13 protein-coding genes and 1 pseudogene are annotated in these 13,960 nt (G+C 61.6%); 4 read left to right on the plus strand and 10 right to left on the minus strand.

Annotated elements, in window-relative coordinates:
* Positions 1 to 396, plus strand: a pseudogene (locus H096_RS34345) (NAD synthetase); the annotation flags it as partial.
* A complete protein-coding gene (locus H096_RS06880) occupies positions 393 to 881 on the plus strand; it encodes a hypothetical protein (protein ID WP_050572437.1) in 489 nt (162 codons plus the stop codon). The pseudogene H096_RS34345 and the gene H096_RS06880, both read left to right, overlap by 4 nt.
* A 4-nt stretch (positions 882 to 885) precedes the next feature.
* On the opposite strand, the gene H096_RS06885 is transcribed toward H096_RS06880, so the two are convergent.
* Genes H096_RS06885 through H096_RS06915 form a run of 7 tightly spaced genes read right to left on the minus strand, consistent with a single transcriptional unit; the run spans position 886 to position 7,325 of the window.
* Positions 886 to 1,917, minus strand: a complete 1,032-nt coding sequence (locus H096_RS06885; RefSeq protein ID WP_033897411.1) for an ABC transporter substrate-binding protein — start codon at positions 1,915 to 1,917, stop codon at positions 886 to 888.
* 14 nt (positions 1,918 to 1,931) lie between these two features.
* Positions 1,932 to 3,029 carry an FAD-dependent oxidoreductase gene (locus tag H096_RS06890; protein WP_033897412.1) on the minus strand — a complete coding sequence of 366 codons (1,098 nt, stop codon included), beginning with the start codon at positions 3,027 to 3,029 and terminating at the stop codon, positions 1,932 to 1,934.
* Positions 3,026 to 4,369 carry an NAD(P)/FAD-dependent oxidoreductase gene (locus tag H096_RS06895; RefSeq protein ID WP_033897413.1) on the minus strand — a complete coding sequence of 448 codons (1,344 nt, stop codon included), beginning with the start codon at positions 4,367 to 4,369 and terminating at the stop codon, positions 3,026 to 3,028. The genes H096_RS06890 and H096_RS06895 overlap by 4 nt, the downstream gene beginning before the upstream one ends.
* Positions 4,366 to 4,656 (minus strand): (2Fe-2S)-binding protein, encoded by a 291-nt coding sequence (locus tag H096_RS06900; protein WP_033897414.1) that lies wholly within the window; start codon positions 4,654 to 4,656, stop codon positions 4,366 to 4,368. Before H096_RS06900 ends, H096_RS06895 begins: the two co-directional genes overlap by 4 nt.
* Positions 4,656 to 5,450 (minus strand): ABC transporter permease, encoded by a 795-nt coding sequence (locus tag H096_RS06905; protein WP_028619822.1) that lies wholly within the window; start codon positions 5,448 to 5,450, stop codon positions 4,656 to 4,658. Before H096_RS06905 ends, H096_RS06900 begins: the two co-directional genes overlap by 1 nt.
* 4 nt (positions 5,451 to 5,454) lie before the next feature.
* Positions 5,455 to 6,300 (minus strand): ABC transporter permease, encoded by an 846-nt coding sequence (locus tag H096_RS06910; RefSeq protein ID WP_033897415.1) that lies wholly within the window; start codon positions 6,298 to 6,300, stop codon positions 5,455 to 5,457.
* On the minus strand, positions 6,297 to 7,325 hold the full coding sequence (locus H096_RS06915) for an ABC transporter ATP-binding protein (RefSeq protein ID WP_033897416.1): 1,029 nt from the start codon (positions 7,323 to 7,325) through the stop codon (positions 6,297 to 6,299). Before H096_RS06915 ends, H096_RS06910 begins: the two co-directional genes overlap by 4 nt.
* 241 nt (positions 7,326 to 7,566) lie before the next feature.
* Between H096_RS06915 and H096_RS06920 the strand changes: the two genes are divergently transcribed.
* Positions 7,567 to 8,397 carry an IclR family transcriptional regulator gene (locus H096_RS06920; protein ID WP_033897417.1) on the plus strand — a complete coding sequence of 277 codons (831 nt, stop codon included), beginning with the start codon at positions 7,567 to 7,569 and terminating at the stop codon, positions 8,395 to 8,397.
* Positions 8,398 to 8,463: 66 nt separating this feature from the next.
* Entirely contained in the window at positions 8,464 to 9,630 is a 1,167-nt protein-coding gene (locus tag H096_RS34210) for a hypothetical protein (RefSeq protein WP_191982997.1), read from the plus strand.
* A gap of 32 nt (positions 9,631 to 9,662) precedes the next feature.
* Here the strand turns inward: H096_RS34210 and H096_RS06930 are convergent, their stop codons facing one another.
* From H096_RS06930 to H096_RS06940, 3 genes are all read right to left on the minus strand, one after another.
* Positions 9,663 to 11,051: a class II fumarate hydratase gene (locus tag H096_RS06930; protein ID WP_033897418.1), complete on the minus strand. Its 1,389-nt coding sequence runs from the start codon at positions 11,049 to 11,051 to the stop codon at positions 9,663 to 9,665.
* A gap of 12 nt (positions 11,052 to 11,063) precedes the next feature.
* Positions 11,064 to 12,368, minus strand: coding sequence for a cation:dicarboxylase symporter family transporter (locus tag H096_RS06935; RefSeq protein ID WP_033897419.1), 1,305 nt, complete (start codon positions 12,366 to 12,368; stop codon positions 11,064 to 11,066).
* 128 nt (positions 12,369 to 12,496) lie between these two features.
* Positions 12,497 to 13,852 carry an adenylosuccinate lyase family protein gene (locus tag H096_RS06940; RefSeq protein WP_033897420.1) on the minus strand — a complete coding sequence of 452 codons (1,356 nt, stop codon included), beginning with the start codon at positions 13,850 to 13,852 and terminating at the stop codon, positions 12,497 to 12,499.
* Positions 13,853 to 13,960 lie beyond the last annotated feature (108 nt).

The raw sequence follows: 13,960 nt of genomic DNA on the forward strand, positions 1-13,960 counted from the left end.
CACCTATGGCTCAGCAGTCGAAAAATAGCGGCCTACTTCAGACCATCCATAGGAGCAAGTACTTCGTTCCTGACCACGGTCAAGCTAGCAAGCGCAACCAAAGCCTCGACCGGGAGGTCGTGGCGTGATGTCCTCAGAAGGATGAATCGCCAGGAACGTGCAAAATTGACGAAGGAATTGCTCAGCATCAACCACCCGCATTTGAGCGCCAAGCTTATTAAGCTGAAACAGCTTTCTGGTGACTTTCCCAAGCGATATACCCAGGCCCAGCTTCGACATGCGACGCTCGCTCAGCTCAAGGATACCGTCGCGGTCGGAGGTGCGGTGGCAGGCAGTGCAATGTCTGGAAATCTGAGAACAATCGCAGTAGGTCTGTACGAGGAATTTGACGAATGATTCTTCTGATGACCCTTGAGCAGCTTCGGCATTTCCTGCTGCGCTATTTTCCGGTATTCGCTGCGGCAAACTTGTTTCAAATATTCGCGCTGGCGATTGGTGTTCCGATGATGTTTGACAGTTACTTCGATGCGTTACCTGCTGACTTGAATCTGAAATACTCCTTCTTATCTACTCTCGGATCAGCCTGTCTCCTTGGCCATTGCAACTTCATGATCGTGCGTGGCTACCCAAGCTGGCTATGGATCCCGGTCGTTCTGATGGTGTTTAGCCTGTTGGGTGTTTTACCGACCATCGAACACCGCCCTCACAAGGTGTTCTATGTCCTGGGCCTATTGTTCCCGCTGCTGGCTCTGCTGCTGATCAATAGTAAACGCTATCGAGAGGCCCGCGCTGAATGGGTAAAACTCCGTCAAAAGCGCCAGCGAATCGCGAAGATAATCCGTACCCAGCGTCAACGCGTTCGGCGCCGGGAAGGATTATGAAGTTCTACCGCTCGATCGACCGACTCCACCGCGCATTCCACTCCGGCCGCGCCTGGTTGACCTGGTCCCAATCAATCGAAATTGCCGTCTGCAAGTAGCCCTGCATCGCTTCCACCCGAGCGCGGGTCTTGTCGGTGGTTGGCGTGGTCGGGTTAGACGGGATCTGGTCGCCTTCTTCCAACGCCGGGGCCTGGGCTTGGGCGGTCAGCAAAAACGCGGCGAGTTTCTGCGCCAGTTCCGGCTGGTCGTTGCGCGCGATCACGCATTCGGCCACGTTCAGCACCACCGCGCCTTCCTTGGGTTGCGCATATTCCATGGGCACGCCGAGCAGTTTCTGGGTGGCGACCTGGGTGGGCGTCAGTGGGAAGATTGCGGCTTCGTCGGTCTGCACCATCTCGGAGATCTTCGCGGAGCTGGCGATGTATTCCAGCACGTTGGGGCCGACGGTTTTTGGCCAGGCCTTGAAGCCGGGGTCGACGTTGGTTTCGTCGCCGCCCTGGAGGCGGTTGAACATCAGGAAGCCATGCAGGCCGAAGGTGGAGGAGGCCAGGGACTGGAACACCACTTTGTCCTTGAAGCGCGGGTCGGCCAGGTCCATCCACGAGGTGGGTGCGGCCCAACCTTTCTCCTTGAACATCTTGGCGTTGTAGCCCAGGCCGGTGACGCCGAGGGTCACGGCCACGGCGTGTTCCTTGATCTTCGCCTTGGCGGGGATCTGCTCCAGGGTCGGGCTGGGCGCCAGCTTGTCGCACAATCCCATGGAAATCGCGCGGTACATGATGCCGTCGTCGAGGAACATCACGTGCATCTGCGGGTTGTCTTTGTTGGCCTGGACCTTGGCGAGGATGTCCGACGAGGTGCCGGGCACGATCACCACCTTGACGTTATTGGCCTTTTCGAACGCGGGCAGCACCTTGTCGGCGTACACCCGTTCCATGGTGCCGCCGTTCATGCCCAGGTACAGCGTGGGCGCGGCGTGCACCGTTGAGGCGAGTAGAGCGAGGGACAAGCAGGACAGCGCAATACGTGGGTTCATGGATGTTTTTCCTCTCAGGCTTGGAAACGACGGATGGAAAACGCTTCGATAGGTTGGCGGCTGGCACCGGTGCAGACGATCTCTGCCAGGGCTTCACCGACGGCGGGACCAAGCTGGAACCCGGCACCGGCAAAGCCGAAACCGTGGAGCAAGCCGGGTTGGGTGCTGCTGGGGCCGATTACCGGTTCGTGATCGGGTAGATAACCTTCGGTGCCACTCCAGGTGCGGATGGCCTGGGCACCCTTGAGAAACGGGTACAGCTCACCGGCATTGCGCAGGATCTCCAGCACCGCGGCTTGCCCTGGTCGTGCTTGTTGCGGACCTAGGGCAAAGCCGCGACCACCGCCGAGGATGCAATTGCCCCGGGCGACCTGTCGCGCATAGATCCCGCCGCCTTCAACGCCGGTGCTCACGTCCATCACCATCGGCAAGGGCTCAGTGACCAGCATCGCCGGGTGTGCCGAGGTCATCGGCACCGCTTCGCCAAACTGTTCGGCCACCGCCCCGGCCCACGCCCCGGCGCAATTGAGCAGCCACGGCGCTTGAAGATGCAGACTGTTGGCGCAGTGCACCTGGAAGTGCTGGCCGTCATGCTCGATACGTGTGACGGGCGACTGTTCATAAACCTGCGCGCCGTGTCGTTTCGCCGCGCGGGCAAAGGCGGGCGACACCAGGCGAGGGTTGGCGTGGCCGTCTTCCGGACACAACGAGGCACCGACGGCGATATCGCCGACCCAGGGAAATCGTGCGCGCAGCTCGGCGTAATCCAGCAACTGCAAACCCAGGCCAAATCCCCGTGTCTGCTCGGCATACGCCTGCAACGCGGCGAAATCAGCATGACTGCGCGCCAGCTTCAAATGACCGGAACGCAAGTACTCGCCGTCGATACCGATCAATCCCGGCAAGTCTGCCCACAGCTGGTGGGCACGCTGCGACAGCGGTAATTGGTGCAATGGCCGGCCTTGGCGCCGCACGCCGCCGTAGTTGACGCCACTGGAATGGGATCCGCAAAAGTCCCGTTCCACCAGCGCCACCCGCTGACCTTTCTGCGCCAGCATCAGTGCGGCCGACGCGCCGACGATCCCGCCGCCCAATACAATGACGTCGATCACGGCTGCACCTCCACGCCAAACGGCAGCGGCTTGATCGGTGCCTGGCCCCGCAAGCGGCCGACGTTTTCGATGGCCCGGCCACTGCGCTCCGCGACAATTTCCGCTGCCGCCAACCCGCACATCCGGCCTTGGCAGCGGCCCATGCCGACGCGACAGTGGGCCTTGACGCGATTGATCTCCCAGTGGCCTTCATCCACCACCGCGCGTACGTCGCCGACGCTGACTTCTTCGCAGCGGCAGAGGATCAACGCATCGGCGGCTTCGGCCGCCCACTTCTCTGGGAACGGGAACGCAGTTTCCAAACCATGACGAAAGCGTTGGATGGTCGCCAATTGTTGCTCCAGCACAGCAGGGCGGCGCTGATCGATGGACACGCCCAAATCCCCGAGCACGGCTAGCGCTGCACGTTCACCCGCCATTTGTGCGGCGTCCGCACCCATGATCCCAGCCCCATCGCCCGCCAGGTACACGCCGTTGACGCTGCTGCGTCCGGCACTGTCCCGTTGTGGCAGCCACGCCCGATTCAACGCGTTCCAGGCGAATTCGCAACCGAGCAAATCCGCCAGTTGCGTTTCGCTGCGCAGGGCATGAGCGAAGGCCACGGCGTCGCATCCCAGGGTCTGATCAGCCCATTGAATGCCGCTGACCCGTTGCGCTCCGTTGATCTGTTCAAGCGTGGCGCCCTGATGTACGGGAATCCCGTGGGCCGTCAACCAGGCGCGGTAATACACGCCTTTGGCCAAGGTCGCCGGTTGCCCGAGCAACGCTGGCAATGCACGGCATTGGGCACTGAACGGTGCGCTGTCGAGCACTGCCACCACCTTGGCGCCGGCCTTGGCGTACTGGTAAGCCACCAGATACAGCAACGGCCCGCTGCCACAAAACGCCACGCGCTCACCGATGGCGCAGCCCTGGTACTTCAGCGCGATTTGCGCCGCGCCCAGGCTGTACACGCCCGGCAGGGTCCAACCCGGCACGGGCAGGATGCGATCGGTGGCGCCTGTGGCGACGATGAGTTGCGCGTACTCGAGGCTTTCGGCGCGGCCGTTGTTGAGCATATCCAGGCGCCCGTCCTCGGCATTCCACACCAGGGTTTCCGGGCGGTAGTCGATCAGCGGTGCCAGCTCATCCATTGTGCGGTGCACGGCCTCGGCCTTGCGTGCTTCAAATCCGTAAAGCTGCTTGGCGGTGCGCTGGAAGCCCAGTGGCTGGCGTCGATAAATCTGCCCGCCACCGCGCAGGCTTTCATCCACCAGGCAAGGGTTGATGCCATGGTCGAGCAACGTGCGCGCCGCGCTGATCCCGGCCGGGCCTGCGCCCACAATCACCACAGGCTTCATGACTGGCGCCCCGGTTCGCGGCGGATGGCCTGGCCTTCTTCCAATAGCGTCGAACAGGCGCGTACGCGGCGCCCGTCTTCAAGTCGCACCCAGCAATCCTGGCACGCGCCCATCAGGCAGAAACCGGCCCGCGGTTCGGCGCTGAAATCGCTGCCACGCAGGTGTTCGGCGCAGGTCAGCATGGCGGTCAGCAAGGTGTCACCGAGCAAGCCACTGGCCGGTTGCCCGTCAAGCGTGAAGGCGAGGGCAGGGCGTTGGGTTTCGGCCAGGCGTTTGAACAGAGCCATCAGTGTTTCCCCACCAGCACACGGTCCAGGCCATAGACCCGGTCCAGCAAAATCATGGTGGCGGCCGTGAGTGCAATCACCAGCGCCGAGACCGCCGCCATCATCGGGTCGATGGACTCGGTGGCATACACGTACATGCGCACCGGTAGGGTCTGGGTCGCCGGCGAGCTGACGAAGATCGACAACGTCACCTCATCGAAACTGTTGATGAACGCCAGCAACCAGCCGCCAGCTACACCGGGCAAGATCATCGGCAGGGTGATCTGGCGGAACAGCGTGAAGCGGCTGGCGCCCAAGGACTCCGCGGCCTGCTCGGCACTACGATCAATCCCAATCGCGGCGGCCAACACCAGGCGCAGCACATACGGCGTGATGATCACCACGTGCGCGAGCATCAACCAGGTGAAGCTGCCGTTCACGCCCATTAGTGCGAACAGGCGCAACATCGCCACGCCAAGCACCAGGTGCGGAATGATGATCGGCGACAAGAACAACGCACTGAAAAAATTACGCCCCGGGAACTGATAGCGACTGATCGCCAAGGCGGCAGGCACCGCAATCAAGGTCGCCAGGCTCGCGGCGGTAAACGCCAAAATCAAGCTGTTGTAGAACGCCTGGATAAAATCCGCACGCTCGAACACCGCACGGAACCAGCGCAGCGAGAAGCCCGATGTAGGCAGGCTCAAGGTGTTTTCCGGGGTGAAGGCCACCAGGCACACCACCACCAGCGGCGCCATCATGAACAGCACCACCAGCGTGTGAAAGCCGAGGGCCAAAGGACCGTTTCTGGACATGCGCTTAAACCCCCAGGGACTTTTTGTAGCGGCCTTCGACCATGCGGTTCCAGCTCAGCATGATCAGCAGATTGACCAACAGCAGCACCACCGCGATGGTCGCGCCCATGGGCCAGTTGAGTTCCGAGAGGTACTGGTCGTACACCACGGTGGCGACCATTTTCAGGCGGCGTCCGCCGAGCAGGCCGGGGATCGCAAAGGAGCTGGCGGCCAGGCCGAACACGATCAGCGTGCCGGACAGCACACCGGGCATCACCTGCGGCAACACGATCTTGCGCATCACCGTGGTCTGGCTGGCGCCGAGGGACAACGCAGCTTGTTCTGCCGACGGGTCGAGCTTCTGCAGGGAGGTCCACACCGGGATGATCATGAACGGCAGCATCACGTGCACCAGGGCGATGATCACCGCGAACGGCGTGTACAACAGCTTCACCGGTCGGCCACCGAGGAATTGAATGACTTGGTTCACCAGCCCGTCCGCGCCGAGCAGCAGGCTCCAGCCAAAGGCGCGCACCACCACCGAGATCAGCAGCGGCGTGAGGATCAGGATCAGGAAGATCGAGCGCCACGGGGTGCCCATGCGGCTGAGGATGTAAGCCTCAGGTACGCCGATCACCACGCAGAGCAGGGTGACCAAGGCGCTGATCCAGAAAGTGCGCCAGAAGATTTCGTAAAAGTATGAATCGCTGAACAGCGACAGGTAATGCGCCAGGGTCCACTCATCGCCCTTCACGCCCACCTGGTAATCGAACACGTTGAACGACAACACCAGCGTCAGGCCCAACGGCAGGATCAGCAGCCCGACAAACAGCACCAGGGCGGGCAATGACAACAGATAGCCCCGGCTCATGCGCGCACCTCATCCGCCGCCAATACGCGCAGCAGGCTGGCTTGCCAGTCCAGGCCCACCGCTGCTCCGCAACCGAGGGGCGCGCTGCCGTCGTTGCTGCGCACTACGGTGATTTCGCCAAGCTGGGTGTGGATGCGATACAGCCATTGGCTGCCGAAAAAGTAGCTGTCGAGCACCTTGCCTTGCAGTCGGCCGGTGCCGGCGTCCACCAGTTGGATCTTTTCCGGGCGCAGGCTCAGGGTCAGTTCGCCGTTACCGCTTTCGTGGCGGACCTGTGGAGCGCCCAACTGATCGTAGTCGCCCGGCAACAGGTTGGCCTTGCCGACGAAGTCCGAGATGAAGCGCGTGCGCGGGTGTTCGTAGAGCTTGTACGGCGCGTCGATCTGGGTCACACGCCCGGCCTGCATCACCACCACGCGGTCGCTGATGGACAGCGCCTCAGCCTGGTCGTGGGTGACCATCAAGGTGGTGATGCCCACGGCGCACTGGATGCGGCGGATTTCGAACTGCATTTCTTCGCGCAGGTTGGCGTCGAGGTTGGACAGCGGTTCATCCAGCAGCAACACCGGCGGCTCGATCACCAGGGCACGGGCCAGGGCCACACGTTGGCGTTGGCCGCCGGACAACTCGCGTGGGTAACGGTCAGCGTGGGGCGCCAGACGCACCAGTTCCAATACGGTCTTGACCTTGCTGGCGATCTGCGCCGCCGGCACTTTGCGCATCTTCAGGCCGAAGGCAACGTTGTCGCGCACGGTCATGTGCGGGAACAGCGCGTAGCTCTGGAACACCACGCCCAGGCCACGGCTGGCGGGCTTGGCATAAGTGATGTCGCGGCCGTCGAGCAGGATCTGCCCGCCGCTCACATCAACGAAGCCGGCGATCATTTGCAGGGTGGTGGTCTTGCCGCAGCCCGAAGGGCCGAGCAGCGATACGAACTCGCCTTTTTCCACCGCAAGGTCGGTGGCGACCACTGCATCGACGGCGCCGTAGCGTTTGCTCAAGGCGTTGAGTTGGAGAAATGCCATGTCTGCGTTCCACCTTTTTGAGTCGCGTCGAAACGCGCTTTTTTGTTTTGGGCAGATGCGAATGAAGTGTTGCCGGTGCGTTGGCGCTCGATCTTGAGTCGGCTGCCGTTAGTTGTTCATGTCGCCCCTGTGGACGCAGATTAGGACGAAGACTAGGATGGGCGGAAGATGGAGTTTCACTGAACGGACTACTATTTTCATATTTATTCACTCACCGGAATTTACTAAGAGATAGGTTGTTATGGATTCCACTGGTCGAAATGACAGCGCCAGAGAAGTTGGCTCCGGTGGGGTGTCTCGGCTGTTCGCGCTGCTGCGTACCCTGGGTGACGTGCCAGAGGGTGGCGAACGCGTCACTCAGCTCGCGCAACAGGTGGGCCTGTCCCAACCCACCACCCACCGCTTGCTGCGCAGCCTGATGGACGAAGGCATGGTCGAGCAGGACGCGCGCAGCAAGCGCTATCGCCTGAGCCTGGAGTTCTTCGCTCTCGCGGCGAATGCGGGCAAGACTGGCAATCTGCGTGACCTGGTGCGACCGAGCATGCTGCGCCTGAGTGCGTCATTGGGTGATTCACTGTTCCTGCTCGCGCGCTCAGGCTTCGACGCAGTCTGCCTGGACCGCAGCGAAGGCCCGTACCCTATCCGCACCTTCACCGGGGACATCGGCGGGCGCGTGGCGTTGGGCGTAGGGCAGGGCAGCCTGGCCATCCTGGCGTTCTTGCCAGAGGAGGAGCGCGAGACGGTGATCCGCTACAACCTGCCACGGCTCAAGGACTTCCACCTGTATGACGAAGTGCTGTTGCGCTCGGAAGTGGAGAACGTGCGCAATCTGGGCTACGCGGCGCGTAATACCGGGGTGCTGGAAGGCATGGCGGGGTTGGCGGTGCCGATCCTCAATCGCGACGGGCATGCGGTGGCGGCGTTGAGCGTGGCGACCATCAGTGATCGGCTGGGGCCGAGCCGGTTGCCGATGGTGGTGGAGTTGCTCAAGCGCGAAGCGGCGGCGATTGGTCCAAGGATCAATCCGTTTGATCCGACGTTGCGCCGGCCTTCGCAGACCTTTGGTGGGTAGTTCAGAGGGCGGCCAACTGCGGGTGAATGGCCGTCGTTAATACACGCAGGAACCGTTTTTCTGCTCATGGCCACAGATGGAACGTTGATCCGCCGCGCAGCCGATTCGGGTGGGCAGTTATCGATTTCAGTCTCTGAGGCCTTTGCTATGTCTTATATTAACTTTCGTCAGGAAAGCCCTTTTTGCGGTGAGTTCAGTCCTCCTTGCGAGCAGCCCCGAGCGCCCTCTGCCAACGCTGGCTGGCGCGTACCCAACTCGGAGGTTGCGCGGGATTTCGCGAAAAATTTCGATTACTTCCAGAGTGCTGACAGTGGGTTTGTGACGCAGCAAACCCTCCAGCAGGTCGCCCATCGCCCGCTGACCGGTAATCCGTTCAATGATCGGATGACGTTTTTGGCAAGGGAGATTCTCCAACGTCCCGAATTGAACACGATGCTGGATTCAATCGGCCACGCAGGTTCTACAGATGGGTTGATCAGCATGGGCGATGTGGAGCGCACCATTGATCAAAGTGAGCAGCAAGAAGCACCTCCCATGCGTGAGTTTCCAGGCCGGTACAGCGGCGGCATGCAGCGCCAGCGCCTGGAAAGCCATTACTCACCTCAGGCCGATTGGCAACAGCCATCCCTGTCTGCGTCGGGCCAGCGTCCTTACGCGAACGACAGCAAGGAGCAGCTTCTCAACAAGATACAGGCCCGTTTCAGTTCATTTGAAGACCCGAGTTCCCCTGGGTTGATCACCGACAAATCCCTGAATGCAGTGGCCAGTGGCTACAAACTGGATGGCCAGCCTGTCACCCAAGCCGAAAAAGATCTGGCGAATGAGCTGCTCGAGCGGGGTGATGTGTTCAAGGAACTCGACCAGAGCAGCATGGGTGTGTTCGACGGTGCCTTCTCCAGGGAAAACCTGGCCTATTCCTCGGACAAGTACAAAAACATGAGTAACCACGACTTGATTCAAGGCGTGAAAGATAACTTCAGGCAATTTACCGCTGGCGCAGACGATCAATACATCAACGTCAATGAGTTGAAGGAAGCGGCTGGTCAGACGCCATCAAATCGTACGTTCAGCCCCGAAGCACGACACGTTGCCGCTGAGCTTCTCAACCGTCCCGGGCTTTTGCGGGAGCTGGATATCGGTACCAACAACCAAGGCGGGCCAGGCTACGAGGACAAGCGCTTCGACATGGATAACATCGATTTTATCCTCGACAAAGGGCGCGTATCGGCCTGATCAGGGCGTCAACGTGCTGGCTGAGCCTGTGATCAGCCGGGGCTGATCATGCTTTCCGGCCGCACCCGTTGGTCATACTCTGCGGCGCTGATCAGCCCCAACTGCACCGCCGCCTCCTTGGGTGACAAGCCTTCATCCGCCGCCTTGCGGGTGATCTGCGCCACGCGGTCGTAACCCAACAGCGGGTTCAGTACCGTCGCCATCAACAACGAATGCTCCACATTGCGCGCCAACTGTGGGCGGTTCAGCTCCAGGCCGCTCAGCAGCTTGTGGGTGAACAGGCTGACGCAGTCGGTGAGGACCTCGATCGAGTGCAGCAGGTTGTGGATCAGCACCGGCTTGGCCACGTTCAATTCGAAGGTACTGGAAGCGCCCGCCAGGGTAATGGTGGTGTGATTGCCCATTACCTGCATCGCCGCCTGCACCAGTACTTCGGCGATGGTCGGGTTGCGTTTTCCGGGCATGATCGAGGAGGTCAGACCATCGTCTGGCACGATCAATTCACCCAGGCCGCAACGCGGACCCGAACCGAGCAGGCGGATATCATTGGCGATCTTGGTCAAGGAAACAGCCAGTACATTCAGCGCCCCGGAGGCTTCGACCAGGGCATCGTGGGTGCCCATGCCTTCGAATTTGCAGGGGTTGGTTTCGAAGGGTTCGCCGGTGAGTCGGCTGATTTCTTCGCAAAACGCCAGGTCAAAACCGACCGGTGTGTTCAACCCGGTGCCCACCGCCGTGCCGCCCTGGGGCAGCAGGCGCAGGCGCGGCAGGCAGGCTTCGATTCGCGCGATGCCATGCTGGATCTGCTGGGCAAACGCACCAAAGGCCTGGCCCTGGCTCATCGGCACCGCATCCATCAGGTGGGTGCGGCCGATTTTCAGCACGTCCTGCCAGGCGTCTGCCTTGGCGTTGAGTCCATCACGCAGATGGCCCAATGCAGGCAGCAGGCGACCGCGCAGTTCCAGCACGGTGGTCAGGTGCATCACCGTGGGGAAACTGTCGTTGGACGACTGTGAGCGGTTCACATGGTCATTGGGATGCACCGGCGACTTGCTGCCCAGTTCACCGCCAAGCGCGAGGTTGGCGTGGTTGGCGATGACTTCGTTGGCGTTCATGTTGGTCTGGGTGCCGGAGCCGGTCTGCCAGACCGACAGCGGGAAGTGCAGGTCAAGCTCGCCGTTGGCCAAGGCCTGCGCCGCCAGTTCGATCGCGTGTGCCAGGCTCGGGGCAAGCGCGCCTAGCCGTACATTGGCGCGGGCACACGCGCGTTTTTGTTGGCCAAAGGCGCGGATCAGGCTGGCGGGGAACGGCTGTTTGCTGCCGAACACCTCCAGTGCCCGTTGGGTCTGTGCGCCCCAGTAACGGTCAGCCGGGATCGACACCGGGCCGAATGCGTCATGTTCGATTCGCAGAGCAGTCATCTCCAGGCTCCGTTAAAGTGCCGCGCCGGCAGCACGGCCGAGCACGCGTTGATATTCATCCTGGGCGGTCTGCTGGGAGAACTCGCCAGACCACTTGGACACCACCACCGTCGCCACGCTGTTGCCGATAGTGTTGCAGGTGGCAATCGCCATGGACATGAAGCGGTACACACCGAACAGCAACGCCAAACCTTCCGCCGGCAGTACGCCGATAGCAGTGACGGTCGCGGCAAACACCACGAAGCTGCCACCTGACACCGCCGCCGCGCCCTTGGAGGTCACCAGCATGATCGCGATGATGCCCAGCTGTTGCTCCCAGCTCAGCGGCACGCCGTAGGCGTTGGCGATAAACAGCACGCACAGCGACATGTAGATCGATGTACCGTCGAGGTTGAACGCGTAGCCGGTGGGCAACACCAGGCCGACGCTCTGCTTGGAGCAGCCGAATTTTTCGAGCTTTTGCAGCAGGCGCGGCAGGGCGCTTTCCGACGACGCGGTGCCGAGCACGATGAAGATTTCATCCTTGATGTAGGTGAGGAAGCGCCACAGGCTGAAGCCGCTCAACCGGCACACCGCGCCCAGCACCACAAAGATAAAGAACGCAATGCCGACGTAGAACATCAACACCAGGTTGGCCAGGGACATCAGCACCGCGGTGCCATTGCTGCCCACGGCATACGCCACCGAACCGAAGGCCCCCAGGGGCGCGAACTTCATGATCAGGTTGATGAATTCGAAGAAGCATTCGGAGATGCGGTTCAGGCCGTCTTCAATCACTTCACGACGCTCAGGCTTCAAGGCCAGCAGGGCGAAACCGAACAACACCGAGATCACCAGCACCTGTAACAGTTGGCCACCGGCGAAGGCACCGACGAAATTGTCCGGGAAGATGCCGTAGATGAAGTCCATGGTCGACGCGGGCGCATGGCCCTTGGCAACCGCAGCACTGGCGGCGGCAGCGGCGGCACTGCTAGGGTGCGCGTCGTGCATGCCGGAGCCGATCTGCAACAGGTTGCCCCACAGCAGGCCGATGGCCAGGGCGATGGTGGACACCACCTCAAAGTAGATCAACGCACGCAGGCCGACCTTGCCGACGCGCTTGATATCACCGGCCGAAGCGATGCCGTGGACCACGGTGAAAAACACCAGCGGCGCGACGGCGGTCTTGATCAGCTTGAGGAAGATATCGCCGAGGATCTTGAAACTGGCGGCCAGCTCCGGGGCGAGAAAGCCGAAGGCGATCCCGAGGAACATGGCGGCGACGACCTGGAAAGTCAGGTCCTTGTAGAGCGGTTTTTTTGCGGGGGTGGATGACATGTCTGTGATCTCATTGTTGTTATTGGCTGTGTTTGAGCGATGTGTCAGGAGCCTGGCTTTTGTGGTGAGCGAGCTTGCCTCGCGCGGGGCAAGCCCGCTCACTACAAAAAACCGATGTGCCCGAAAGATCAGCGTTTGACTGAGCCTGGGCGCGCCAGCGCGATATCGACCATCTGTGGCGCGAGTCCCAGGTAGTTGGCCGGGTCGGTCAGGCGTTGCAGTTCGGCCAGGTCCAGTTGCGCGGTGGCTTCGCCCTGGGCGAGCAGGGCGTCGAGCAGGCTGGTGCCCTGGTCATTGGCCATGCGGCATGCGGCGTAGACCACATCGTGGGCGACCTGGCGACCGAGGGCCGGGGCGAGGCCCATCATCACGGCTTCGGCGACGATCAGGCCCTGGGTCATGTCGAGGTTCTTGCGCATGCGTTCGGGGCGCACTTCCAGGCCGGCGAGCATGAAGGACGCCTGGCCGAGGGACGCGGCGCTGAGGGCGAAGGCTTCGGGGATAGCGATCCACTCCGCCTGCCACGGGCCGGTGGAGCGTTCGAAGTCCTGGATCATCGCATCGAGCATCAGCCCGGCGTGTTGGCGCACGCCCTTGGCGGCGGCGTACATCAGCTCGCAGGAAATCGGGTTGCGCTTCTGCGGCATGGTGCTGCTGGCGCCACGGCCTTTTACGAAAGGTTCGTACACTTCACCCAGTTCGCTGGTCATCATCATCATGATGTCGAGGGCAATCTTGCCCAGGGAGCCGGTGACCAGGCCGAGGAAATTCAGGGTTTCGGCGAGGCCATCGCGGGCTACGTGCCAGGTGGCTTGCGGCACGCCCAGGCCCAGTTCGGCCATCAGGGCTTCCTGTACTTCCAGGCCCTTGTCGCCGAGGGAGGCGAGGGTGCCGGCGGCCCCGGCGAACTGGCCGATTTCGACGCGTGGACGCAGCTCCACCAGGCGCTCGGCGTGGCGATCGAACATGCTCAACCACACCGCGCACTTGTAGCCGAAGGTGATCGGCAGCGCGTGTTGCAAGTGGGTGCGGCCCGCCATCGGTGTGTCGCGATAGCGCTCGGCCAGGCCGGCGAGCAAGCCGCGTACGGCCTGGATATCACGCTCGACGATGGCCAGCGCAGCGCGGACCTGCAGGACCACGGCGGTGTCCATGATGTCTTGGGTGGTGGCGCCCCAGTGCACATAGCGGCCGGCTTCACCGCAGATCTTCGACAGTTGCTCCACCAACGGCAGGATCGGGTAACCGACGATCTCGGTCTCGTGTTGCATCAGCGCCAGGTCCAGGGCCTCGTATTTCGACAGCGCGGCGATCTGCTCGGCGGCCTCGCTTGGGATCACGCCGAAACGGGCTTCGGCGCGGGCCAGGGCGACTTCCACTTCGATGTTGCGTTCGATCAGGGCTTTATCGGAAAACACACCGCGCATTTCGGCGGTGCCGAACATGTCGCGGAACAGGGCGGAATCAAAAACGGTGCTCGACATGGGAAAATCCTAATTGTTATTTTTAAACCATACATATTTAATATGTCCGTACAATATGATTACGCCTGTGCTGATACACTGTCAACTCGACAACGAGGGTAAAAATGG

Origin of the sequence: Pseudomonas sp. FH1 (assembly GCF_000510895.2) — a bacterium.
Lineage (GTDB): Bacteria > Pseudomonadota > Gammaproteobacteria > Pseudomonadales > Pseudomonadaceae > Aquipseudomonas > Aquipseudomonas azotoformans_A.

Coding starts and splice junctions, on each gene's coding strand:
- H096_RS06880 (WP_050572437.1), top strand. CDS start 393: ATGATTCTTCTGATGACCCTTGAGCAGCTTCGGCATTTCCTGCTGCGC.
- H096_RS06885 (WP_033897411.1), bottom strand. CDS start 1,917: ATGAACCCACGTATTGCGCTGTCCTGCTTGTCCCTCGCTCTACTCGCC.
- H096_RS06895 (WP_033897413.1), bottom strand. CDS start 4,369: ATGAAGCCTGTGGTGATTGTGGGCGCAGGCCCGGCCGGGATCAGCGCG.
- H096_RS06900 (WP_033897414.1), bottom strand. CDS start 4,656: ATGGCTCTGTTCAAACGCCTGGCCGAAACCCAACGCCCTGCCCTCGCC.
- H096_RS06905 (WP_028619822.1), bottom strand. CDS start 5,450: ATGTCCAGAAACGGTCCTTTGGCCCTCGGCTTTCACACGCTGGTGGTG.
- H096_RS06910 (WP_033897415.1), bottom strand. CDS start 6,300: ATGAGCCGGGGCTATCTGTTGTCATTGCCCGCCCTGGTGCTGTTTGTC.
- H096_RS06915 (WP_033897416.1), bottom strand. CDS start 7,325: ATGGCATTTCTCCAACTCAACGCCTTGAGCAAACGCTACGGCGCCGTC.
- H096_RS06920 (WP_033897417.1), top strand. CDS start 7,567: ATGGATTCCACTGGTCGAAATGACAGCGCCAGAGAAGTTGGCTCCGGT.
- H096_RS34210 (WP_191982997.1), top strand. CDS start 8,464: ATGGCCACAGATGGAACGTTGATCCGCCGCGCAGCCGATTCGGGTGGG.
- H096_RS06930 (WP_033897418.1), bottom strand. CDS start 11,051: ATGACTGCTCTGCGAATCGAACATGACGCATTCGGCCCGGTGTCGATC.
- H096_RS06935 (WP_033897419.1), bottom strand. CDS start 12,368: ATGTCATCCACCCCCGCAAAAAAACCGCTCTACAAGGACCTGACTTTC.
- H096_RS06940 (WP_033897420.1), bottom strand. CDS start 13,852: ATGTCGAGCACCGTTTTTGATTCCGCCCTGTTCCGCGACATGTTCGGC.